Below are 22,836 nucleotides of genomic sequence, written 5' to 3' on the forward strand. Positions count from 1 at the left end.
GATCAGCGCCCCGCTACCGCCCGAGGTCCCCGCCCGCCTCCGGGTGCGCCATACGCCAAACCGTCATCGAGCGGTCCCACTCGTCCCCCGACAGTGCGGTGAGCGAGGCCGGGAACAGGCCGTCCTCCTCCTTCGCGATGTGGTGGTACAGCTCGTCGACCGCCTCGCGCAGCCGTACGACATCCTCGGCGCGCCCCAGGTCGACCTGGTCGAGGAACGCGGCGAGCTCGCGGTGTTCCCGTACCAGCGCGTCGATGTACCCGGCGTACTCCGCGTCGCCGCCCATCACCGCGAACAGCCCCTGCTCCTCGCCCTGCCAATGGGCCCGCAGCTCCCGCCCCATGCGGTCCACCAGCTCCGCGGCCAGGCCCTGGTCACCGGAGTCCAGGGCGCGCAGGGCGCCGCCCGCCGCGTCGGTGACGGACTCGTGCTCCGCGATGAACTCCTTGATCAGCGGAATCTCACGGCAGCCGCAGTAATGACACATGCGCCCACTTTAGACAGATAAGTGACTGTTGGTGAGCGCCGCGGGCGAAGATGTCGACCAACCTTGCCACTGCCTCCATGAACAGCCCGTTTGCCAGTCCCGGTTCCTGAAGAACTTGATGGCGGCATACACCTTCTGCCGACCCGCCTCCATGCCAGAAAGAGGCGGAGGCGGGTAGAAAGTCGCACCTCACGGAGGGATCTCCCCAAGGCCGGTCAGGACTTGCAGGAATCGGACATTCCACGCCCACAATCAGCCGATCGACAACCATCACCGCGGGCAATACACGGGTGACAGATACAAAGGATGCCGACCAGTCGGACTCAAACAGGGGAGAACTTCATGCGAACCGCCCACAGGAGACGGATAGCTACTGCAATGACCATCGCGGCCGTGAGCGGTTTATTGGGGGCCGCTCCAGCCCCACCTCAGGATGAACCAAATACAACCAGCCTGTCAACGAGCGAGGTTGACGGGCTGGCGCAGCGCGCGGAGGGATACCTCCAAGCACGCGCGAGCATGGTCACCACCAGCCCCACCCGGGCCAGGCTGTCAGGCGTTTCCGCCACCCCGGCCATGGCGAATCGCACCGCGGATGAATTCGCCCTGCTCGCAGCCAAGGGCGAGCGGTACGAACGGGTGGACGGTGGATACACAAAAGCCGTCGTGGACGTCACGGTCACGGAATCGTCGCTGGAAGGTGCCACCGCCACCCTCCAGCTCACCGAAGACACCCGGCTCTACATGCCATTCACACCTGCGGAAGTCGCCGAGGGCGCGCCCGAGTACGAAGAGATCTCCCTTCCACACACGGTGACGTTCACCCAATCCGATGACGGCACGTGGCTGCTCGCCTCGGACAAGGCCGACACAGGATCTGGCCCGGCACCCAGCACACAGGTGACCGAGCCTGATCCGGCAGACGACGCCAGCGGTGGCGTGCCGGACGAGGCCGAGGGCAGCAAGGGCACACCATCCAGCACAGATGAACTACTGAATAGCAGCACGACGGATGTGGGACTGCAGGCCGGGTATGACTACAACAAAATTGTCGCCTACGCCAATAAGTACTGGAAAAGCCCCAACAAGGGCTCCTACCGCACATACGGCAATGACTGCACCAACTTCATATCGCAAGCAATGAAGGCCGGCGGCTGGGGCATCGTCGGACCGACCGACGCCGGGTGGCGATCGAACAACGCAAAATGGTTCTACACCATCTTCGTGGAAAGGACGAGTTACACCTGGGCCGGGGCAGAGAATTGGTACTGGTTCGCGGTGAAACACTCGAAGCGGACCAAGATACTCGGCAACGTGTACCAGCTTGCCAGTTCGGATGTCCTCCAGGCCGACTGGGACCGTAACGGCAACATCAACCACACCATGGTCGTCACCAAGAAGTACAACGGAGTCCCGTACCTCACCTACCACACAACCAACACTCACAATAAGAGCCTGAAAAAGATCGTGGCTGATCACGGGGGTGCCTGGTGGTATGCGCACCGCACGTGAAAGGGAAATGCGGGTGGCCCCGCGTGACACTCCGGGGAGAAAACATGCATCGACGGCAGTTCGTCACCGCAGCACTGGCAGCAATACTTCTGACCGGATGTGGCGGCGGTGAAGGCTCAGACAATTCTGAAGAGGCCAAGAAAGGCGCGCGCACTGCGGTGGAGTCCTACGTGGACGCATTGAACTCACGCGACGCGGATCACCTGATCCGAGTGGGTGGTGTTCCTGACGATGCCAGGGCTCGCCGCGAAGCAGCTCAGATCCTCGCCGACAAGGGCGGTCGAGGACTCTCGATCACAGAGGTTCGAATCGACCTCGACATGGGTCCCGACACCGGATCGGCAAAGCTGACGGCAAAGGAGAATTCCGGCAAGACGACGCGGGACGCCTTCAGCGTGGTGAGGACACACGGCACGTGGCACCTGGTCGTCTTCACCGACAGGCCGGTTCCGTCCGGCAAGCCGACATCGTCAACGGAGTAGCGCAGTCCGCTCTCCGGTCGGCCTGGAGCTCCCCTCTGCCAGACTCACGCCATGCGCGTACACACCACCCACCACTGGGCCCTGCGCCCCGCCACCCCCGAGGACCTCGAAGCCATAGTCGAGCTCCGGGCCGTCGTGATGCGCCCGGACCTCACCCGCCTCGGCCGCTACGACGAGGACCGGGTACGCCGGCGGATGCGGGACTCCTACGTGCCCGAGCACACCTCGGTGATCGTTGCCGAAGGCCGTTTCGCCGGCAGCGTCACCCTCCGCCCACACGAGGACGGGCACTGCCTGGAGAGCTTCTTCATCGACGAGAGGCTCCAGGGGCGGGGCATCGGCTCAGCCGTGCTGAGCGAGCTGCTGGCCCGTACGGACGCCGAAGGGGTCCCGGTCCGTCTTGACGTGCTCCAGGGCAGCGCGGCCCGGCGGCTGTACGAGCGGCACGGGTTCGTCCTGGAGCGCGAGGACTCCGTCGACGTGTTCATGGTGCGCCGGCCGCCCGTACCCACCGCCTGAGACAGGACGCCCCGTACCCACTCGCCCGAGGACAAGAAGAAGGGCCCCGTCCCACCGCTTACGCGATGGAACGGGGCCCTTCTCGGTGCTCTTGTGCGGAGCTACCAGGTCAGACTCTCAAGGACTTACTTGAGGATCTTGGTGACCTGGCCGGCGCCCACGGTCCGGCCACCCTCACGGATGGCGAACTTCAGGCCCTCTTCCATGGCGACCGGCTGGATCAGCGCGACGTCCATGAGGGTGTTGTCACCCGGCATGACCATCTCGGTGCCCTCGGGAAGGGTCACAACGCCCGTCACGTCCGTGGTACGGAAGTAGAACTGCGGGCGGTAGTTGTTGAAGAAGGGGGTGTGACGGCCACCCTCGTCCTTCGACAGGATGTAGGCCTGGGCCTGGAAGTCGGTGTGCGGCGTGACCGAACCCGGCTTGATGATGACCTGGCCGCGCTCGACGTCCTCGCGCTTGATGCCACGGAGGAGCAGACCGACGTTCTCACCGGCCTGGCCCTCGTCGAGCAGCTTGCGGAACATCTCGATGCCCGTGACCGTGGTGGTGGTCTTCTCGGTCTTGATACCGACGATGTCGACGGTCTCGTTGACCTTGAGGACACCACGCTCGATACGGCCGGTGACGACGGTGCCACGACCGGTGATCGTGAAGACGTCCTCGATCGGCATCAGGAACGGCTTCTCGACGTCACGCTCGGGCTGCGGGATGGACTCGTCGACGGCCTTCATCAGGTCGAGGACGGTCTGGCCCCACTCCTTGTCACCCTCAAGAGCCTTGAGCGCCGAGACCTTGACGACCGGAAGGTCGTCGCCCGGGAACTCGTACTCGGAGAGGAGCTCACGGACCTCGAGCTCGACGAGCTCCAGGATCTCCTCGTCGTCCACCATGTCGGCCTTGTTCAGCGCGACGACGATGTACGGAACGCCGACCTGGCGGGCCAGGAGCACGTGCTCCTTGGTCTGCGGCATCGGGCCGTCCGTGGCGGCGACAACGAGGATGGCGCCGTCCATCTGCGCCGCACCCGTGATCATGTTCTTGATGTAGTCGGCGTGCCCGGGGCAGTCGACGTGCGCGTAGTGACGCGACTCCGTCTGGTACTCGACGTGCGCGATCGAGATGGTGATACCGCGCTGGCGCTCTTCGGGAGCCTTGTCGATCTGGTCGAAGGCCGAGGCCTCGTTCAGGTCCGGGTACGCGTCGTGCAGCACCTTGGTAATGGCGGCCGTAAGGGTCGTCTTACCGTGGTCGATGTGACCGATGGTGCCGATGTTGACGTGCGGCTTAGTCCGCTCGAACTTTGCCTTCGCCACTGGGTCCTCCTGCGGAGTGGTTCTGTACGCCTTGCTTCATCGGCGCCAGGTGATCTTTGCTGGGATGCCGGCGCCGGGGGGCATTCGACGCATTGCTTGCGCGCCGCGTCAAATGCCCCACCGGGCTCCGGTGATAAGCCTAAAGCGTCAACTCGGGGAGTTACTCGCCCTTGGCCTTCGCGATGATCTCCTCGGCGACGTTCCGCGGAACCTCGGCGTAGGAGTCGAACTGCATCGAGTAGCTTGCGCGACCCGAGGTCTTGCTGCGGAGGTCTCCGACGTAGCCGAACATCTCCGAGAGGGGCACGAGGCCCTTCACGACGCGAGCGCCGCTGCGCTCCTCCATGGCCTGGATCTGGCCACGGCGGGAGTTGAGGTCGCCGATGACATCGCCCATGTAGTCCTCGGGCGTGGTGACCTCGACGGCCATCATCGGCTCGAGGAGCACGGGGGACGCCTTGCGGGCACCCTCCTTGAACGCCTGCGAACCGGCGATCTTGAAGGCGAGCTCCGAGGAGTCGACCTCGTGGTAGCCACCGTCGAGAAGGGTGACGCGGACGCCGACCATCTCGTAACCGGCCAGGATGCCGAACTGCATGGCTTCCTGCGCGCCCGCGTCCACCGAGGGAATGTACTCACGGGGGATGCGGCCACCGGTGACCTTGTTGACGAACTCGTAGGACGCGTCGCCACCCTCGATGGGCTCGATGGCGATCTGCACCTTCGCGAACTGGCCGGTACCACCAGTCTGCTTCTTGTGCGTGAAGTCGATGCGCTCGACGGCCTTGCGGATCGTCTCGCGGTACGCGACCTGCGGCTTGCCGACGTTCGCCTCGACGCGGAATTCGCGCTTCATGCGGTCGACGAGCACCTCGAGGTGAAGCTCGCCCATACCACCGATGATGGTCTGGCCGGTCTCCTCGTCGGAGTGCACCTGGAAGGACGGGTCCTCCTCGGAGAGGCGCTGGATGGCTACACCCAGCTTCTCCTGGTCACCCTTGGACTTGGGCTCGATGGCGACCTGGATGACCGGTGCCGGGAAGTCCATGGACTCCAGGATCACCGGCTGCTTGTCGTCACACAGCGTCTCACCGGTGGTGGTCTGCTTCAGGCCCATGACGGCGACGATGTCACCGGCGCCCACCGAGGGGATCTCCTCACGCTTGTTCGCGTGCATACGGTAGATCTTCCCGATGCGCTCCTTCTTGCCCTTGACCGAGTTCAGCACCGCGGTGCCGGCCTCGAGGCGACCGGAGTAGATCCGGACGAAGGTGAGCTTGCCGAGGTGCGGGTCGCTCGCGATCTTGAACGCCAGGCCGGAGAACGGCTCGTCGTCCGAAGGCTTGCGCGAGATGACCTTCTCGGGGTCCTTCACGTCGTGGCCCTCGATGGCCTCGACGTCCAGGGGGGAAGGCAGGTAACGGACGACCGCGTCGAGCAGGGGCTGGACGCCCTTGTTCTTGAACGCGGTGCCACAGAACACCGGGGTGACCGTGACGGAGTCCGCGGTGCCCTTCGACGCGAGGGTGATGCGACGGACCGCCTCGTACAGCTGCTCCTCGGTGGGCTCGACGCCCTCCAGGTACAGCTCCATCATGGCGTCGTCGTTCTCCGAGACGGCCTCGAGGAGCTTGCCGCGCCATTCCTCGGCGGCCTCCTTGAGGTTGTCCGGGATCTCGACGGTGTTGTACATCTCGCCCTTGGCGGCCTCTTCGGGGTACACGAAGGCCTTCATCGTCACGAGGTCGACGACACCCGTGAAGTCGGCCTCGGCGCCGATGGGGAGCTGCATGACGATCGGGACAGCGCCGAGGCGCTGGACGATCATGTCGACACAACGGAGGAAGTCGGCACCGGTGCGGTCGAGCTTGTTGACGAAGCAGATACGCGGCACGCCGTAGCGGTCCGCCTGACGCCAGACGGTCTCGGACTGCGGCTCGACGCCGGCCACACCGTCGAACACGGTGACGGCACCGTCGAGGACGCGGAGCGAACGCTCCACCTCGACGGTGAAGTCGACGTGACCCGGGGTGTCGATGATGTTGATGGTGTGGTCAACATCATTGAGGGGCCAGTGGCAGGTCGTCGCGGCGGACGTGATCGTGATGCCGCGCTCCTGCTCCTGCTCCATCCAGTCCATCGTGGCAGCGCCGTCGTGGACTTCACCGATCTTGTAGCTCACACCGGTGTAGAAGAGGATCCGCTCGGTGGTGGTCGTCTTCCCCGCGTCGATGTGGGCCATGATCCCGATGTTGCGGACCTTGGCCAGGTCAAGCGAAGTGGTGGCCATAAGGCTCAATCTTCTCTCGGTCTCGATGGGGTGAGCGACTACCAGCGGTAGTGCGCGAAGGCCTTGTTCGACTCGGCCATCTTGTGGGTGTCCTCGCGCTTCTTGACGGCAGCGCCAAGACCGTTGGAGGCGTCGAGCAGCTCGTTCATGAGCCGCTCGGTCATCGTCTTCTCGCGACGGGCGCGGGAGTAACCCACGATCCAGCGCAGCGAGAGGGTGGCGGCACGACCGGGCTTGACCTCGATCGGCACCTGGTAGGTGGCGCCACCGACACGGCGGGACTTGACCTCGAGCGAGGGCTTGACGTTCTCAAGCGCGCGCTTCAGCGTGATGACCGGGTCAGCGCCGGTCTTCTCGCGGAGGCCTTCCATGGCGCCGTACACGATCCGCTCGGCGGTGGAACGCTTGCCGTCGAGCAGGATCTTGTTGATCAGCGAGGTGACAAGAGGAGAGCTGTAGACCGGGTCGATGATGACCGGGCGCTTCGGGGCGGGGCCCTTACGAGGCATTCTTACTTCTCCTTCTTGGCGCCGTAGCGGCTGCGGGCCTGCTTGCGGTTCTTGACACCCTGGGTGTCGAGCGAGCCGCGGATGATCTTGTAGCGAACACCCGGCAGGTCCTTCACACGGCCACCACGCACGAGCACGATCGAGTGCTCCTGCAGGTTGTGTCCCTCGCCCGGAATGTAGGCCGTGACCTCGATGCCGGAGGTCAGACGCACACGCGCGACCTTACGGAGCGCCGAGTTCGGCTTCTTCGGGGTGGTCGTGAAGACACGCGTGCAGACGCCACGACGCTGGGGCGAACCCTCGAGCGCGGGCGTCTTGTTCTTCTCGACCTTGTCCTGCCGGCCCTTCCGGACCAGCTGCTGAATCGTAGGCACTACTTCTCCGGTTTCTGTGTGCCGTCGGTGAAACTAACCTGGAACACTCACCGACCCACGCGGTCGGGTGTGTCGAATACTGCGGGCCACTCCCCTGGAGTAGTGGAAGCACAGATTGCGGTGGCCAAAGACGGGTTCGCCGTGCGGTTGAGGACACGCACACAAACCCAGGCACACCCCAGGCACAAGGTCTGAGCGTACCTACCTCACGGACTCCGGTCAAAACAAATGCTGTCCGCCCGGACACGCCGGGGTGGCTGCCCGGCTTGTCCTGACCCGTACGGCAGGCCACACGGGCCCTCAGGGGCCGCTCAGCGCCCTTCCGGGCTGGATCCACCGTACGCCGCGCCCGGCCGGAGTGACGCATCGCACGCCGAAGGGCGGCCACCCCGCATGTACGGGATGACCGCCCTCAGGTCGTATCAAGCGACTCGCTTACTGGTTGTACGGACCGTAGTCGTAGTCCTCCAGCGGAACGGCCTGGCCGGAGCCCGTGCCGAACGGCGAGTAGTCGATGTCGTCGTAGCCGACGGCCGAGTACATCGCGGCCTTGGCCTCTTCGGTCGGCTCGACCCGGATGTTGCGGTAGCGGGACAGACCCGTACCGGCCGGGATGAGCTTACCGATGATGACGTTCTCCTTGAGGCCGATCAGGGAGTCGGACTTGGCGTTGATCGCCGCGTCCGTCAGGACCCTGGTCGTCTCCTGGAAGGAAGCCGCGGACAGCCACGACTCCGTCGCCAGCGAGGCCTTGGTGATACCCATCAGCTGCGGACGGCCGGAGGCGGGGTGACCGCTCTCCTGGACCACACGACGGTTCTCGGTCTCGAACTTCGAACGCTCGACGAGCTCGCCCGGCAGCAGTTCCGCGTCGCCGGACTCGATGATCGTCACGCGGCGGAGCATCTGCCGGATGATGATCTCGATGTGCTTGTCGTGGATCGACACGCCCTGCGAGTTGTAGACCTTCTGGACTTCGCCGACCAGGTGGACCTGGACCGCGCGCTGACCGAGGATCCGCAGCACGTCGTGCGGGTTGGTGGCACCCACGGTGAGCTTCTGGCCCACCTCGACGCGATCGCCCTCGCCCACCAGCAGACGGGCGCGCTTGGAGATCGGGAAGGGGATCTCCTCGCTGCCGTCGTCCGGCGTGACCACGAGCTTCTTGGTCTTCTCGGTCTCCTCGATCCGGACCCGGCCTGCGGACTCCGAGATCGGGGCGACACCCTTCGGCGTACGGGCTTCGAAGAGCTCGACGACTCGGGGCAGACCCTGGGTGATGTCGTCACCGGCCACACCACCGGTGTGGAAGGTACGCATCGTCAGCTGGGTACCGGGCTCACCGATGGACTGGGCGGCGATGATACCGACCGCCTCACCGATGTCGACCAGCTTGCCGGTGGCGAGCGAGCGTCCGTAGCAGAAGGCACAGGTGCCGACCGCGGACTCACAGGTCAGGACCGAGCGGGTCTTGACCTCCTCGACGCCGGCGCCCACCAGGGCGTCGATCAGGACGTCACCGAGGTCGACGTTGGCAGGCGCGATGACCTTGCCGTCGACGACGACGTCCTCCGCGAGCATGCGGGCGTAGACCGAGGTCTCGACGTCCTCCGTCTTGCGGAGCACGCCGTCGGCACCCTTGACCGCGATCTTCAGCTTGAGGCCGCGGTCGGTGCCGCAGTCCTCCTCGCGAATGATCACGTCCTGCGAGACGTCCACCAGACGACGGGTCAGGTAACCCGAGTCGGCAGTACGCAGGGCGGTGTCCGCCAGACCCTTACGGGCACCGTGCGTGGAGATGAAGTACTCCAGAACGGTGAGGCCCTCACGGAAGGACGCCTTGATGGGACGAGGGATCGTCTCGTTCTTGGCGTTGGACACCAGACCACGCATACCGGCGATCTGACGCATCTGCATCATGTTTCCTCGGGCACCCGAGTCAACCATCATGAAGATGGGGTTCGTCTTGGGGAAGTTCGCGTTCATCGCCTCGGCAACCTCGTTGGTCGCCTTGGTCCAGATCGCGATGAGCTCCTGCGTGCGCTCGTCCTTGGTGATCAGACCGCGCTCGTACTGCTTCTGGACCTTCTCGTCCTGCTCCTCGTAGCCCCTGACGATGGCCTTCTTGGCCTCGGGCACGACGATGTCGGCAACGGAGACGGTGACCCCGGAACGGGTCGCCCAGTGGAAGCCCGCCGCCTTCAGGTTGTCGAGCGTCGCCGCCACGATGACCTTGGGGTAGCGCTCGGCGAGGTCGTTGACGATCTCGGAGAGCTGCTTCTTGCCGACCGAGTAGTCGACGAACGGGTAGTCCTCGGGCAGCAGCTCGTTGAAGAGCGCGCGGCCCAGGCTCGTCCGCAGCCGGAAGGTGTCACCCGGCTGGTACTCGGGCTCGCCCTCCTCGGCGACCGGCGGCACCCAGCCACGCGGCGGGATGGTGCCCACCGGGAAGCGGATGTCGACGGACGACTGGAGCGCCAGCTCGCCGGCGTCGAACGCCATGATCGCCTCGGCCGTGGAGCCGAACGCGCGGCCCTCGCCCTTGGTGTCACGGAGCTCGCCGTCGGTGGTCAGGAAGAACAGACCCAGCACCATGTCCTGCGTGGGCATGGTGACGGGACGACCGTCGGCCGGCTTCAGGATGTTGTTCGAGGACAGCATCAGGATGCGGGCCTCGGCCTGCGCCTCCGCGGAGAGCGGCAGGTGCACGGCCATCTGGTCACCGTCGAAGTCCGCGTTGAACGCGGTGCAGACGAGCGGGTGGATCTGGATGGCCTTGCCCTCGACCAGCTGGGGCTCGAAGGCCTGGATGCCGAGACGGTGCAGCGTGGGCGCACGGTTCAGGAGAACCGGGTGCTCCGCGATGACCTCTTCCAGGACGTCGTACACGACCGTGCGGCCGCGCTCGACCATGCGCTTGGCCGACTTGATGTTCTGCGCGTGGTTCAGGTCCACCAGGCGCTTCATCACGAACGGCTTGAAGAGCTCCAGCGCCATGGCCTTCGGCAGACCGCACTGGTGCAGCTTGAGCTGCGGGCCGACGACGATCACGGAACGCGCGGAGTAGTCCACACGCTTACCGAGAAGGTTCTGACGGAATCGACCCTGCTTGCCCTTCAACATGTCGCTGAGGGACTTGAGCGGACGGTTACCGGGACCGGTGACCGGGCGACCGCGGCGGCCGTTGTCGAACAGCGCGTCGACGGCCTCCTGCAGCATCCGCTTCTCGTTGTTCACGATGATCTCGGGGGCACCGAGGTCAAGGAGACGCTTGAGGCGGTTGTTGCGGTTGATCACACGGCGGTACAGGTCGTTCAGGTCGGAGGTCGCGAAGCGGCCACCGTCCAGCTGCACCATCGGACGCAGGTCCGGCGGGATGACCGGCACGCAGTCGAGCACCATGCCCTTGGGCTTGTTGCTGGTCTGCAGGAACGCGGAGACGACCTTGAGGCGCTTGAGCGCACGGGTCTTCTTCTGGCCCTTGCCGGTACGGATGATCTCGCGGAGGCGCTCGGCCTCCTCGTCGAGGTCGAACGACTCGAGGCGCTTCTGCAGGGCGGCAGCGCCCATGCAGCCGTCGAAGTACGTGCCGAAGCGGTCACGCAGCTCGCGGTAGAGCAGCTCGTCGCCCTCGAGGTCCTGGACCTTGAGGTTCTTGAAGCGGCTCCACACCTCGTCGAGGCGGTCGATCTCGCGCTGCGCACGGTCACGCAGCTGCTTCATCTCACGCTCGGCACCTTCGCGCACCTTGCGGCGCACGTCGGCCTTGGCGCCCTCGGCCTCGAGCTCGCCGAGGTCGGTCTCGAGCTTCTTGGCGCGGTTCTCGAGGTCCGAGTCGCGACGGTTCTCGACCTGCTGGCGCTCGACGGAGACGTGAGCCTCCAGCGACGGGAGGTCGCGGGTGCGGCGCTCCTCGTCGACGAACGTGATCATGTACGCGGCGAAGTAGATGACCTTCTCGAGGTCCTTCGGCGCGAGGTCCAGCAGGTAGCCCAGGCGCGACGGGACGCCCTTGAAGTACCAGATGTGGGTGACGGGAGCGGCAAGCTCGATGTGGCCCATGCGCTCACGACGCACCTTGGCGCGCGTGACCTCTACGCCACAGCGCTCACAGATGATGCCCTTGAAGCGGACACGCTTGTACTTGCCGCAGTAGCACTCCCAGTCCCGGGTCGGACCGAAGATCTTCTCGCAGAAGAGTCCGTCCTTTTCGGGCTTGAGCGTGCGGTAGTTGATGGTCTCCGGCTTCTTCACTTCGCCGTGGGACCAGGTCCGGATGTCGTCCGCGGTGGCAAGGCCGATCCGCAGCTCGTCGAAGAAGTTGACGTCGAGCACTTGTCGTCAATCCCTCTTTCGGGGGTTCGAGCCCCCTCGCTTCACGCGAGAAATCGGGGCACTTCAGCAATGGTCTGAACGGGTCCGGGGAGAGCCGGCCGGATCACAGGGATCCGGCCGGCCAACCCGTCAGACCTCTTCGACGCTGCTCGGCTCGCGCCGGGACAGGTCGATTCCGAGCTCCTCCGCCGCGCGGAAGACGTCCTCGTCCGTGTCGCGCATCTCGATGGACATGCCGTCCGAGGACAGCACCTCCACGTTGAGGCAGAGCGACTGCATTTCCTTGATGAGCACCTTGAAGGACTCGGGAATGCCGGGCTCGGGAATGTTCTCGCCCTTGACGATGGCCTCGTAGACCTTCACGCGGCCGGTCACGTCGTCGGACTTGATCGTCAGCAGCTCCTGGAGGGCGTAAGCGGCACCATAAGCTTCAAGGGCCCACACCTCCATTTCACCGAAGCGCTGTCCACCGAACTGAGCCTTACCACCCAGCGGCTGCTGGGTGATCATGGAGTACGGACCCGTCGAACGAGCGTGGAGCTTGTCGTCGACGAGGTGGTGGAGCTTGAGGATGTACATGTAGCCGACCGAGACCGGCTCCGGGAACGGCTCGCCGGAGCGGCCGTCGAACAGGTTGGCCTTGCCCGAGGGCTGGACCAGCCGGTCGCCGTCGCGGTTCGGGATCGTGGCCTGGAAGAGGCCGGTGATCTCGTCCTCGCGCGCACCGTCGAAGACGGGAGTGGCGACGTTGGTGCCGGGGGCGACCTGATCGGCGCCGATGAACTGCAGGCGCTTGGCCCACTCGTCACCGAGGCCGGAGACGTCCCAGCCGCGGCTGGCGAGCCAGCCGAGGTGGATCTCCAGGACCTGTCCCGGGTTCATTCGGGACGGGACACCCAGCGGGTTGAGGATGATGTCGACCGGGGTGCCGTCCTCCAGGAACGGCATGTCCTCGATCGGGAGGATCTTCGAGATGACGCCCTTGTTGCCGTGACGGCCGGCGAGCTTGTCACCATCGGTGATCTTGCGCTTCTGCGCGACGTAGACGCGGACCAGCTGGTTCACGCCCGGCGGCAGTTCGTCGCCCTCTTCGCGGTCGAAGACGCGGACGCCGATGATCTTGCCGATCTCGCCGTGCGGCACCTTCAGCGAGGTGTCGCGCACCTCGCGCGCCTTCTCACCGAAGATCGCGCGGAGCAGGCGCTCCTCGGGGGTCAGCTCGGTCTCGCCCTTGGGCGTGACCTTGCCGACGAGGATGTCACCGGCCGTGACCTCGGCACCGATCCGGATGATGCCGCGCTCGTCGAGGTCCGCGAGGACCTCTTCGGAGACGTTCGGGATGTCCCGGGTGATCTCCTCCGGACCGAGCTTGGTGTCACGGGCGTCGACCTCGTGCTCCTCGATGTGAATCGAGGAGAGGACGTCGTCCTGCACGAGGCGCTGCGACAGGATGATCGCGTCCTCGTAGTTGTGACCCTCCCACGGCATGAACGCCACGAGCAGGTTCTTACCGAGGGCCATCTCACCGTTCTCGGTGGCCGGTCCGTCGGCGAGTACCTGCTCGGCGACGATCCGGTCGCCTTCGGAGACGACGACCTTCTGGTTGACCGAGGTGCCCTGGTTGGAGCGCATGAACTTCGCGATGCGGTACGTGGTGTACGTGCCGTCATCGTTCGTCACGGTGATGTAGTCCGCGGAGACCTCCTGGACCACACCGTCCTTCTCGGCCTTCAGTACGTCACCGGCGTCGGTAGCGCAGCGGTACTCCATGCCGGTGCCGACGAGCGGCGCCTCCGACTTGATGAGCGGCACCGCCTGACGCATCATGTTCGCGCCCATGAGGGCACGGTTGGCGTCGTCGTGCTCAAGGAACGGGATCATCGCGGTGGCGACGGACACCATCTGGCGCGGCGAGACGTCCATGTAGTCGACTTCGGTGCCGGGCACGTAGTCGACCTCTCCGCCACGACGGCGGACCAGGACGCGGGGCTCGGTGAAGCGCAGCTCGTCGGAGAGCGTCGCGTTCGCCTGGGCGATGACGTAACGGTCTTCCTCGTCGGCCGTGACGTAGTCGACCTCGTCGGTGACCTGGCCGTCGACGACCTTGCGGTACGGCGTCTCGATGAAGCCGAACGCGTTGACGCGGCCGTACGAGGCGAGCGAACCGATCAGACCGATGTTCGGGCCTTCAGGGGTCTCGATCGGGCACATGCGTCCGTAGTGGGACGGGTGCACGTCACGGACCTCGAAGCCGGCCCGCTCACGGGACAGACCACCCGGGCCAAGAGCCGACAGGCGGCGCTTGTGGGTGAGACCCGACAGCGGGTTGTTCTGGTCCATGAACTGCGACAGCTGGCTGGTGCCGAAGAACTCCTTGATGGAGGCGACGACCGGCCGGATGTTGATCAGGGTCTGCGGCGTGATGGCCTCGACGTCCTGAGTCGTCATGCGCTCACGCACGACGCGCTCCATCCGGGCCAGACCCGTACGGACCTGGTTCTGGATGAGCTCGCCGACGTTACGCAGACGACGGTTGCCGAAGTGGTCGATGTCGTCGGTCTCGACGACGATCTCCCGGCCCGACTCGCCGGTCGTCTCGGTCTCCCCGGCGTGCAGCTTCACCAGGTACTTGATGGTCGCGATGATGTCGTCGCTGGTGAGGACACCGGCGTCGAGCGGCTCATCCGCGCCGAGCTTCTTGTTCACCTTGTAGCGGCCGACCTTCGCGAGGTCGTAGCGCTTCGGGTTGAAGTAGAGGTTCTCGAGCAGCGTCTGAGCAGCCTCGCGGGTCGGCGGCTCGCCCGGGCGGAGCTTGCGGTAGATGTCGAGCAGCGCGTCATCCTGGCCCTGGGTGTGGTCCTTCTCCAGGGTGGCGCGCATGGACTCGTACTCGCCGAACTCCTCGAGGATCTGCTCGGTGGTCCAGCCGAGAGCCTTCAGGAGAACGGTGACGGACTGCTTGCGCTTGCGGTCGATGCGGACACCGACCATGTCGCGCTTGTCGATCTCCATCTCCAGCCAGGCACCCCGGGACGGGATGATCTTGGAGGAGAAGATGTCCTTGTCGGACGTCTTGTCGATGGAGGAGTCGAAGTAGACACCCGGCGAGCGGACCAGCTGCGACACGACGACACGCTCGGTGCCGTTGATGACGAAGGTGCCCTTGTTGGTCATGAGCGGGAAATCGCCCATGAAGACCGTCTGGGACTTGATCTCGCCGGTCTCGTTGTTGGTGAACTCGGCCGTGACGAAGAGCGGGGCGGCGAACGTGAAGTCGCGCTCCTTGCACTCGTCGATCGAGTTCTTGGGGGGCTCGAAGCGGTGGTCGCGGAACGTAAGCGACATCGACCCGGAGAAGTCCTCGATCGGTGAGATCTCCTCGAAGATCTCCTCCAGGCCGGACTTGGTGGGGACGTCTTGTCCACTGTCCAGAGCAGCCTCGACGCGAGCCTTCCAGGCGGCGTTACCGAGGAGCCAGTCAAAGCTCTCGGTCTGCAGCGCGAGGAGGTTCGGAACCTCGAGGGGCTCCTTGATTTTTGCAAAAGAGATGCGCAGCGGGGCGGTGCTGGCACCGTTGTTCGTATTCGCGGTCGAGGCGTTGCGCGAGGCGGCCAAGAGGGGGTCCTTCCGAGGGCTCGGACTCACTACGCGCGTACCGGTCCCAAACTGGACAGGTGGACAGATATCCCAAACAAGGGACGAACGATCCACGGTGCACAAGATGGGTATGCCCCTGGTGACGGGCAGGAGGCAGCTAACAGGCAGCGCAAAGGGTCAGTGTAGCCAAGCGGCACACTGATGTCCAGTCGGGGTTCTCAGAGACCCACGTTGCTCTCAACAGCTTGTTCTCAACACCTATGTCTAGCCCTGCGCGAGCTGCGCTCTTCTTTACTGCCCTCTTCGCCATCGATCCATGCCTCGGATTCGGATCGATGTGACGACGCGCCTTGAGAATTGCGCGCCTCGTGCGGTTCGTCAAGGCCCCCCAGCCGGTACGGGCCCGGAGACCCGCGTCCCGCCGCCCCTCGGCGCCACCCGTGCCCCCCACGAGAGGCGCACGGCGAAGATCACCATACTCGTCGCCGCGGGAAGAGCAAGGCACCCACCGCGGGTACGCCGAAAGGCGACCACCCATACGGGTGATCGCCTTTCGCGAAGTGACGCCCACGCCTCGCGGCACGGGGGTCCAGAGGAGTCAGAAGACTCGCTGGGTCACTTGACCTCGACGGAGGCGCCGGCGGCCTTGAGGGACTCGGCAGCCTTCTCGGCGGCCTCCTTGGCGACCTTCTCGACGACGGGCTTCGGGGCGCCGTCGACGAGGTCCTTGGCCTCCTTCAGGCCGAGGGAGGTCAGCTCACGCACGACCTTGATGACCTGGATCTTCTTGTCACCGGCGGCGGTGAGGATGACGTCGAACTCATCCTGCTCGGCCTCGGCCTCGGCGGCGGGGCCACCGGCGGCGGGACCGGCAACGGCGACGGCCGCGGCGGCGGTGACGTCGAACTTCTCCTCGAAGGCCTTAACGAACTCGGAGAGCTCGATGAGGGTGAGCTCCTCGAACTGGGCGAGCAGGTCTTCCTGGCTGAGCTTCGCCATGATGGCGTCCTTCCACTATTCGGCAGGTGCCGGATGTATATGTCGGCGGGCGTACGTGGAGCCCGCTGGACCGCTGAGCGAAATTACTCGGCGGCCTCGGCGGGAGCCGGAGTACCGGCACCGCCCTGCTCTTCCCGCTTGGCACGAAGGGCTTCCGCGGTGCGGACGAACTTCGACGGCAGAGCCTGGAAGAGCTGCGCAGCCTGAGTCTGCTTGCCCTTCATGGCGCCGGCCAGCTTGGCGAGCAGAACCTCGCGGGACTCGAGGTCCGCGAGCTTCTTGATCTCATCGGCGGACAGCGCCTTACCGTCAAGGACACCGCCCTTGATGATGAGGTTGGGGTTGTCCTTGGCGAAGTCACGAAGACCCTTCGCCGACTCCACCGGGTCACCGGTGACGAAGGCAACCGCCGTCGGACCTGCGAACAGGTCGTCCAGCGTGTCGATCCCGGCCTCGTTGGCCGCAATCTTGGTCAGCGTGTTCTTCACCACGGCGTACTGGGCGTTCTCACCGAGCGAACGGCGCAGCTGCTTGAGCTGTGCCACGGTGAGACCCCGGTACTCGGTCAGCACGGCGGCGTTCGAGCTGCGGAACTGGTCCGCGAGCTCGGCTACCGCTGCAGCCTTGTCGGGCCTTGCCATGAGCGTCGGCCTCCTTCCGGGTGATGAGGACCGCTCAAAAGGCCCCGGAAAAGACGAAACGCCCCGGCGCAGGCGCCAGGGCGAAGCTCGACCGAACAAAGTCCGGGAGCCTTTCCACAGTCACCTGCGCAGGTCGTCCGCATTCAACGGATCCTTCGGTTGCCGTCCCCCTTACGGGTTTCAGCAACGACCAGCGGTCTTTGGCTTCTGCAGAAGAGTACGCGACAGGAGTCGCGCCGAGCAAATCCGTCCCGGCTCGGGCGGTCCGGAAGGTTTGAGCGACCCCTTTACGAGGCATTACCGGCGGCGCCCTGCTGCTGCTTGAGCAGCTCCTTGAACGCGACGGTCTCACCGGCCGGCGGCCGCTCGGCGGAGACCTTGGTCCCGTAGTCGCTGTAGAAGAACGTCATGTTGAGCTCGCCGGTCTTCATCTGCCCGCGCTCGCTCTTCTTCACCAGCAGGTCGTTCCCGTCGACCCAGATGTCGACCGTCTCCGTGGTGACCCCGGCATCGTTGAGCTGCTTCTTGAGCGCGGCCAGCTGGTCGGCGTCCAGCTTCGAGTTCTTGGCTGTCAGCTCGGCGACGTCGACCGTGCCGGAGTAGTGCGTGGTGGCGACACCGCGCACCTGCTCCTTGCCGACCTCCTTCACGTCGCCGGAGGCCAGCAGCGACTTCACTCCCTGGTCGGGAGTGGTGTTCTGCATCTGGTCCTTCATCGCCGCCCCGGCGGCGCCCCCGAGCTCCGCGAGGTCGTCGTAGGAGTAGCTGATCCAGCGCTTGCCGCCGGTCTGCTGAGCCAGGGCCGCGCCCATGTCCGCCGCGTACCCGTCCTTGAAGTAGCGGGCCTGCATCGTGCCGTTGCCGCCGGCCTTCTTCATGGTGTCGGCCATGGCGCCGCCGGTGTACGTGATCTCCATGGCGCCGGTGACCCCGTCGCTCCAGTCCAGCGCCCCGGACTGCTTCAGGGACCTGGTGCTGCCCATGACCATGGTGCCCTCGATCTTCGCCGAGTGCGCCGCGCCGGTCTTCTTCTGCACGTCGAGCAGCGCGGCGATCGCGTCGGTCTTCACCACGCCGCTGCCGCTGCTCCCGTCCTTGCCCTTGGCCTTGCTCGTCCCGCCGTCGTCCGAGCCGCCGCAGGCCCCCACCGACGTCAGCGCCGCCGCGACAGCCACGGCCACACCGACGCGCCGTACGGTACTGGTCCTCATGTCCGCTTCCACCCCTCGTTCGGCTCTCTGTGATCCGCACGCTAACGCACGGCTCCGACAGCCCCTGGTCCGTACATACGAGGACGGGCCCCGCACCTCGAAAGGTTGCGGGGCCCGTCAATGTCACACGTGACACGGCGGTCGTACGAGCGCGGAGGCTCAGACGGAGGCCGGGTCCTCCTCGACGAGGAGGTTACGGGTGCGGTTGGAGTCCAGCGGGATGCCGGGGCCCATCGTGGTGGCCAGGGTGGCCTTCTTGATGTAGCGGCCCTTGGCGGCGGACGGCTTCAGACGGAGGATCTCGTCCAGCGCCGCTGCGTAGTTCTCCACCAGCTTGGTCTCGTCGAACGAGGTCTTGCCGATGATGAAGTGCAGGTTCGAGTGCTTGTCGACGCGGAACTCGATCTTGCCGCCCTTGATGTCGTTGACAGCCTTCACGACGTCGGGGGTGACGGTGCCGGTCTTCGGGTTCGGCATCAGACCACGCGGACCGAGCACGCGGCCGAGGCGGCCGACCTTGCCCATGAGGTCCGGGGTCGCGACGACGGCGTCGAAGTCCAGACGGCCCTTCGCCACCTCGTCGATGAGCTCGTCGGCGCCGACGATGTCGGCGCCCGCGGCTTCCGCGGCCGCAGCACGGTCACCGGTCGCGAAGACCAGGACCCGGGCGGTCTTGCCGGTGCCGTGCGGGAGGTTCACGGTGCCACGGACCATCTGGTCGGCCTTGCGCGGGTCTACACCCAGGGCAAAGGCGACCTCGACGGTGCTGTCGAACTTCGTGGAGGCGGTGTCCTTGGCGATACGGACGGCCTCGAGCGGGGCGTAGTTGCGCCCCGCGTCGATCTTGGCGTCCGCAGCGCGGAGGTTCTTGCTGCGCTTCACTTCTACTCCTGTGGTTTCAGAGTGTGGAGTCGTGGTGCGGACCAGCGCTTGGTCCTACCACTGAGGGGGTGGGGCTGAATCAGCCTTCGACCGTGATGCCCATGGAACGGGCGGTGCCGGCGATGATCTTCGACGCGGCGTCGAGGTCATTGGCGTTCAGGTCGGGGAGCTTCGTCGTGGCGATCTCGCGGACCTGCGCGGCCGTCAGCTTGGCAACCTTGGTCTTGTGAGGCTCGCCGGAGCCCTTGTCCACACCCGCGGCCTTGAGGATCAGCTTGGCGGCCGGCGGAGTCTTGGTGATGAAGGTGAAGGAACGGTCGTCGTAGACCGTGATCTCCACCGGCACGACCATGCCACGCTGCGACTCGGTCGCGGCGTTGTAGGCCTTGCAGAACTCCATGATGTTGACGCCGTGCTGGCCCAGTGCGGGGCCGACCGGCGGAGCCGGGTTGGCCGCACCGGCGTTGATCTGGAGCTTGATAAGCCCCGTGATCTTCTTCTTCTTGGGAGGCATGTGCTCTCTCCGGGTCCTAGTGAGAGTTTTCGCCGTCATCCGATCATCCGGATGCAGGCATACCGCACAACGATAACGGGTATAGCTGCGCGACCAAAAACCGAGCAGGTCAGACAGGCTGTGACAGCCGGTCTGACCTGCTCGGTAGGCATGTGTCCAGAAGCTGGCGGGAAGCGCTAGTTCTTCTGGATCTGGTCGAAGCTGAGCTCGACCGGGGTCTCGCGGCCGAAGATCTCGACGAGACCCTTGACCTTCTTCGAGTCGGCGTTGATCTCGTTGATCGTCGCCTGCAGGGTCGCGAACGGCCCGTCGGTGACGGTGACGGAGTCGCCGACCTCGAAGTCCAGCACCTGGACCTCGACCTTGCGGGACGGAGCCGGCTTGCCCTCGGCCTCGGCCGCCTCACGAGCGGCCTTCTCCTCGGCCTCCGGGGCGAGCATCTTGACAATCTCGTCCAGGGTCAGCGGGTACGGGTCGTAGGCGTTGCCCACGAAGCCGGTGACGCCGGGCGTGTTGCGGACGACGCCCCAGGACTCGTTCGTCAGGTCCATGCGCACCAGGACGTAACCCGGGAGCTTGTTCTGACGGACGTTCTTGCGCTCGCCGTTCTTGATCTGGACGATTTCCTCCTCAGGCACCTCGGCCTGATAGACGAACTCCTCCACGTTCAGCGAGACGGCGCGCTGCTCCAGGTTGGCCTTCACACGCTTCTCGTAACCGGCGTACGTGTGAATGACGTACCACTCGCCCGGGAGGGTGCGGAGCTCCTCGCGCAGGGCGGTGACGGCGTCGACGGGCTCGGCCGGCTCGGCCTCTTCCTCGTCGGCCTCGTCAGCGGCTTCCTCGGCCTCGGGGGCCTCGGCGCTCTCGTCCTCACCGGCTTCGGCCTCGGCGGGCTCCTCGGTGTGCACGGCGGCCTGCTCGGCGGGCTCGCCCGCGGCGGCGTCGGCAGCTTCAGCCTGGTCCGGCTCCACAGCGTCCGCCGCCTCGACGATGTCGAGCTCGTCCTCGGCGGACTCGAAGGCGCCCGCCGTCGGCTCGACGGCGTCGTTCAGGTTCGGGTCAGACACGGTGGCTGCTTCTTCCTGGATACAAATGGGTGGAACATGCGAAAGGGGCGCCCATGAGGCGCCCTCCGCGGGATCAGCCGAAGACGTACTTGATGACCCGCTGGAAACCGAAGTCAATCACGGTAACAAGACCAATCATGACGACTACGAACACAATCACCACTGAGGTGTATGTCGTCAGCTGGTTGCGAGTCGGCCAGACCACCTTGCGGAGCTCGGCGACGATCTGGCGGTAGAAGAGCGCGAGACGGCCCAGAGGGCCCTTCTTGCCGCGCTTGCCGCCCTTCCGGGTCTTCTTCTTCGACTCGGGGACTTCATCCTCGGCATCAGGCATGTCGATGGAGCCCACGGCGTCCGTCACGCTTCTCACCTGATTCCGGGTCATGGCCGTGCCGCGCCCGGTGAAGCCGCACGGCAGTGCATTGAAGTACGTACATGCGCACACATCCCGGCGAAGGAGTGTGTAGCAGGGCCGGAGGGACTTGAACCCCCAACCGCTGGTTTTGGAGACCAGTGCTCTACCAATTGAGCTACGACCCTTTGTGGTTTCCACCAACCTACCGCATGTCCCCGGATGCTTCGGGTGCAGGAACGGTGCGGCTGGTGAAGGCCAACGACAGGTGAGTGTACGTGCTCGGCGGCCCGGCGTCGAACAGATAGCTCCCGACCGTTCCTGTCCGATGCTGCCTGCTTGTCTGTCCGCATGCTGTCCGAGTGCTGTCCGGTCCCTGAAACCCCTGTGCCGACGGGGAATACGGTCTGGGAGCATGGGGAGCATGAGCGCTGCTACTTCTCCCTCCGAGCGCCGGGTCTCCGCCCGCATCGGTGCCATCTCCGAGTCCGCCACCCTCGCCGTCGACGCCAAGGCCAAGGCCCTCAAGGCCGCCGGCCGTCCGGTGATCGGTTTCGGTGCGGGCGAGCCCGACTTCCCGACCCCCGGCTACATCGTCGACGCCGCGGTCGAGGCCTGCCGCAACCCGAAGTACCACCGCTACACCCCCGCGGGCGGGCTCCCCGAGCTCAAGGCCGCCATCGCAGAGAAGACGCTGCGCGACTCCGGTTACGAGGTCGACGCCTCCCAGATCCTGGTGACCAACGGCGGCAAGCAGGCCATCTACGAGGCCTTCGCCGCGATCCTCGACCCGGGCGACGAGGTCATCGTCCCGGCGCCGTACTGGACCACCTACCCCGAGTCGATCCGCCTCGCCGGCGGTGTCCCGGTGGAGGTCGTCGCCGACGAGACCACCGGATACCGGGTCTCCGTGGAGCAGCTGGAGGCAGCGCGCACGGAGCGTACGAAGGTCGTCCTGTTCGTCTCCCCCTCGAACCCGACCGGTGCGGTCTACAGCGAGGCGGAGGCCGAGGCGATCGGCAAGTGGGCCGTCGAGCACGGCCTGTGGGTGCTGACCGACGAGATCTACGAGCACCTGGTCTACGGCGACGCGACGTTCACCTCGCTGCCGGCGATCGTGCCCGAGCTGCGCGACAAGTGCATCGTGGTCAACGGCGTCGCCAAGACGTACGCGATGACCGGCTGGCGCGTGGGGTGGATCGTCGGCCCCAAGGACGTGGTGAAGGCCGCGACCAACCTGCAGTCGCACGCCACCTCCAACGTCTCCAACGTCGCCCAGGTCGCCGCGCTGGCCGCCGTCTCCGGGAACCTGGACGCGGTCGCCGAGATGCGCACCGCCTTCGACCGGCGTCGGCAGACCATCGTGCGGATGCTCAACGAGATCGACGGCGTGCTGTGCCCGGTACCCGAGGGCGCGTTCTACGTGTACCCCTCGGTGAAGGACCTGCTCGGCAAGGAGATCCGCGGCAAGCGCCCGGCCACCTCGGTCGAGCTGGCGGCGCTGATCCTGGACGAGGCCGAGGTCGCGGTCGTTCCGGGCGAGGCCTTCGGCACGCCGGGCTACCTGCGCCTCTCCTACGCGCTGGGTGACGACGACCTCGTCGAGGGCGTCTCGCGGCTCCAGAAGCTGCTGGGCGAGGCGAAGGCGTAGTACCTCGCGTTCCTTCCGCTTTTCAGTGGCGACCCTCGGCTCCGGCCGGGGGTCGCTTCTTTGTTCGCTTGTTCGTTCGATGGGCAACTCGA

18 protein-coding genes and 1 tRNA gene are annotated in these 22,836 nt (G+C 65.6%); 4 read left to right on the forward strand and 15 right to left on the reverse strand.

Translation table 11 applies throughout. The features are described 5' to 3' along the window. Positions 1-13: 13 nt before the first annotated feature. Entirely contained in the window at positions 14-487 is a 474-nt protein-coding gene (locus ACIBJG_RS26005; RefSeq protein WP_399310848.1) for a hemerythrin domain-containing protein, read from the reverse strand. A 378-nt stretch (positions 488-865) separates the two neighbouring features. On the opposite strand from ACIBJG_RS26005, the gene ACIBJG_RS26010 reads away from it, so the two are divergent. From ACIBJG_RS26010 to ACIBJG_RS26020, 3 genes are read left to right on the forward strand one after another with little or no spacing between them, the layout of a single operon-like run. Further along, positions 866-1,999 (forward strand): amidase domain-containing protein, encoded by a 1,134-nt coding sequence (locus tag ACIBJG_RS26010; RefSeq protein ID WP_399310850.1) that lies wholly within the window; start codon positions 866-868, stop codon positions 1,997-1,999. 44 nt (positions 2,000-2,043) lie between these two features. Then, positions 2,044-2,481, forward strand: a complete 438-nt coding sequence (locus ACIBJG_RS26015) for a hypothetical protein (protein WP_399310852.1) — start codon at positions 2,044-2,046, stop codon at positions 2,479-2,481. A 51-nt stretch (positions 2,482-2,532) separates the two neighbouring features. After that, on the forward strand, positions 2,533-3,000 hold the full coding sequence (locus ACIBJG_RS26020) for a GNAT family N-acetyltransferase (protein WP_399310854.1): 468 nt from the start codon (positions 2,533-2,535) through the stop codon (positions 2,998-3,000). A gap of 125 nt (positions 3,001-3,125) precedes the next feature. Here the strand turns inward: ACIBJG_RS26020 and tuf are convergent, their stop codons facing one another. The 14 genes from tuf to ACIBJG_RS26090 form a co-directional block, all read right to left on the reverse strand. After that, positions 3,126-4,319, reverse strand: coding sequence for an elongation factor Tu (gene tuf, locus ACIBJG_RS26025; RefSeq protein WP_148020219.1), 1,194 nt, complete (start codon positions 4,317-4,319; stop codon positions 3,126-3,128). Positions 4,320-4,479: 160 nt separating this feature from the next. Beyond that, positions 4,480-6,609, reverse strand: coding sequence for an elongation factor G (gene fusA / locus ACIBJG_RS26030; RefSeq protein ID WP_399310856.1), 2,130 nt, complete (start codon positions 6,607-6,609; stop codon positions 4,480-4,482). Between the two features lie 38 nt (positions 6,610-6,647). After that, complete coding sequence (gene rpsG, locus ACIBJG_RS26035) at positions 6,648-7,118, reverse strand: 30S ribosomal protein S7 (protein ID WP_014154599.1); 471 nt, start codon at positions 7,116-7,118, stop codon at positions 6,648-6,650. Between the two features lie 2 nt (positions 7,119-7,120). Continuing rightward, positions 7,121-7,492 (reverse strand): 30S ribosomal protein S12, encoded by a 372-nt coding sequence (gene rpsL / locus ACIBJG_RS26040; RefSeq protein WP_003948652.1) that lies wholly within the window; start codon positions 7,490-7,492, stop codon positions 7,121-7,123. A gap of 435 nt (positions 7,493-7,927) precedes the next feature. Then, positions 7,928-11,827: a DNA-directed RNA polymerase subunit beta' gene (locus ACIBJG_RS26045; RefSeq protein WP_399310859.1), complete on the reverse strand. Its 3,900-nt coding sequence runs from the start codon at positions 11,825-11,827 to the stop codon at positions 7,928-7,930. A 129-nt stretch (positions 11,828-11,956) separates the two neighbouring features. Continuing rightward, a complete protein-coding gene (gene rpoB / locus ACIBJG_RS26050; RefSeq protein ID WP_399310860.1) occupies positions 11,957-15,442 on the reverse strand; it encodes a DNA-directed RNA polymerase subunit beta in 3,486 nt (1,161 codons plus the stop codon). Positions 15,443-16,039: 597 nt separating this feature from the next. Further along, on the reverse strand, positions 16,040-16,423 hold the full coding sequence (gene rplL, locus ACIBJG_RS26055; protein ID WP_350999315.1) for a 50S ribosomal protein L7/L12: 384 nt from the start codon (positions 16,421-16,423) through the stop codon (positions 16,040-16,042). 83 nt (positions 16,424-16,506) lie between these two features. Continuing rightward, positions 16,507-17,064: a 50S ribosomal protein L10 gene (gene rplJ / locus ACIBJG_RS26060; protein ID WP_148020214.1), complete on the reverse strand. Its 558-nt coding sequence runs from the start codon at positions 17,062-17,064 to the stop codon at positions 16,507-16,509. 287 nt (positions 17,065-17,351) lie between these two features. Further along, positions 17,352-18,275, reverse strand: a complete 924-nt coding sequence (locus tag ACIBJG_RS26065; RefSeq protein WP_399310863.1) for a hypothetical protein — start codon at positions 18,273-18,275, stop codon at positions 17,352-17,354. A gap of 159 nt (positions 18,276-18,434) precedes the next feature. Then, positions 18,435-19,157 (reverse strand): 50S ribosomal protein L1, encoded by a 723-nt coding sequence (rplA, locus tag ACIBJG_RS26070; RefSeq protein ID WP_024494106.1) that lies wholly within the window; start codon positions 19,155-19,157, stop codon positions 18,435-18,437. 79 nt (positions 19,158-19,236) lie between these two features. Next, entirely contained in the window at positions 19,237-19,671 is a 435-nt protein-coding gene (gene rplK, locus ACIBJG_RS26075) for a 50S ribosomal protein L11 (protein ID WP_073740413.1), read from the reverse strand. A 176-nt stretch (positions 19,672-19,847) separates the two neighbouring features. Then, positions 19,848-20,741 (reverse strand): transcription termination/antitermination protein NusG, encoded by an 894-nt coding sequence (gene nusG / locus ACIBJG_RS26080; protein WP_399310865.1) that lies wholly within the window; start codon positions 20,739-20,741, stop codon positions 19,848-19,850. 73 nt (positions 20,742-20,814) lie between these two features. Beyond that, a complete protein-coding gene (gene secE / locus ACIBJG_RS26085) occupies positions 20,815-21,102 on the reverse strand; it encodes a preprotein translocase subunit SecE (RefSeq protein WP_073732696.1) in 288 nt (95 codons plus the stop codon). Positions 21,103-21,208: 106 nt separating this feature from the next. Continuing rightward, a tRNA-Trp gene (locus ACIBJG_RS26090) sits at positions 21,209-21,281 on the reverse strand. A gap of 236 nt (positions 21,282-21,517) precedes the next feature. Between ACIBJG_RS26090 and ACIBJG_RS26095 the strand changes: the two genes are divergently transcribed. Then, complete coding sequence (locus tag ACIBJG_RS26095) at positions 21,518-22,744, forward strand: pyridoxal phosphate-dependent aminotransferase (RefSeq protein WP_399310867.1); 1,227 nt, start codon at positions 21,518-21,520, stop codon at positions 22,742-22,744. The last annotated feature ends 92 nt before the right edge of the window (positions 22,745-22,836 follow it).

Origin of the sequence: Streptomyces sp. NPDC050422 (assembly GCF_044458665.1) — a bacterium.
Taxonomy (GTDB): Bacteria; Actinomycetota; Actinomycetes; order Streptomycetales; family Streptomycetaceae; genus Streptomyces.

What these genes read in the sequence shown, in the direction of transcription:
- rplK (WP_073740413.1), bottom strand. Translation starts at nt 19,671, where the DNA reads ATGCCTCCCAAGAAGAAGAAGATCACGGGGCTTATCAAGCTCCAGATC.
- ACIBJG_RS26095 (WP_399310867.1), top strand. Translation starts at nt 21,518, where the DNA reads ATGAGCGCTGCTACTTCTCCCTCCGAGCGCCGGGTCTCCGCCCGCATC.
- ACIBJG_RS26005 (WP_399310848.1), bottom strand. Translation starts at nt 487, where the DNA reads ATGTGTCATTACTGCGGCTGCCGTGAGATTCCGCTGATCAAGGAGTTC.
- ACIBJG_RS26065 (WP_399310863.1), bottom strand. Translation starts at nt 18,275, where the DNA reads ATGAGGACCAGTACCGTACGGCGCGTCGGTGTGGCCGTGGCTGTCGCG.
- rpsG (WP_014154599.1), bottom strand. Translation starts at nt 7,118, where the DNA reads ATGCCTCGTAAGGGCCCCGCCCCGAAGCGCCCGGTCATCATCGACCCG.
- fusA (WP_399310856.1), bottom strand. Translation starts at nt 6,609, where the DNA reads ATGGCCACCACTTCGCTTGACCTGGCCAAGGTCCGCAACATCGGGATC.
- ACIBJG_RS26010 (WP_399310850.1), top strand. Translation starts at nt 866, where the DNA reads ATGACCATCGCGGCCGTGAGCGGTTTATTGGGGGCCGCTCCAGCCCCA.
- rplL (WP_350999315.1), bottom strand. Translation starts at nt 16,423, where the DNA reads ATGGCGAAGCTCAGCCAGGAAGACCTGCTCGCCCAGTTCGAGGAGCTC.
- rplJ (WP_148020214.1), bottom strand. Translation starts at nt 17,064, where the DNA reads ATGGCAAGGCCCGACAAGGCTGCAGCGGTAGCCGAGCTCGCGGACCAG.
- ACIBJG_RS26020 (WP_399310854.1), top strand. Translation starts at nt 2,533, where the DNA reads ATGCGCGTACACACCACCCACCACTGGGCCCTGCGCCCCGCCACCCCC.
- ACIBJG_RS26015 (WP_399310852.1), top strand. Translation starts at nt 2,044, where the DNA reads ATGCATCGACGGCAGTTCGTCACCGCAGCACTGGCAGCAATACTTCTG.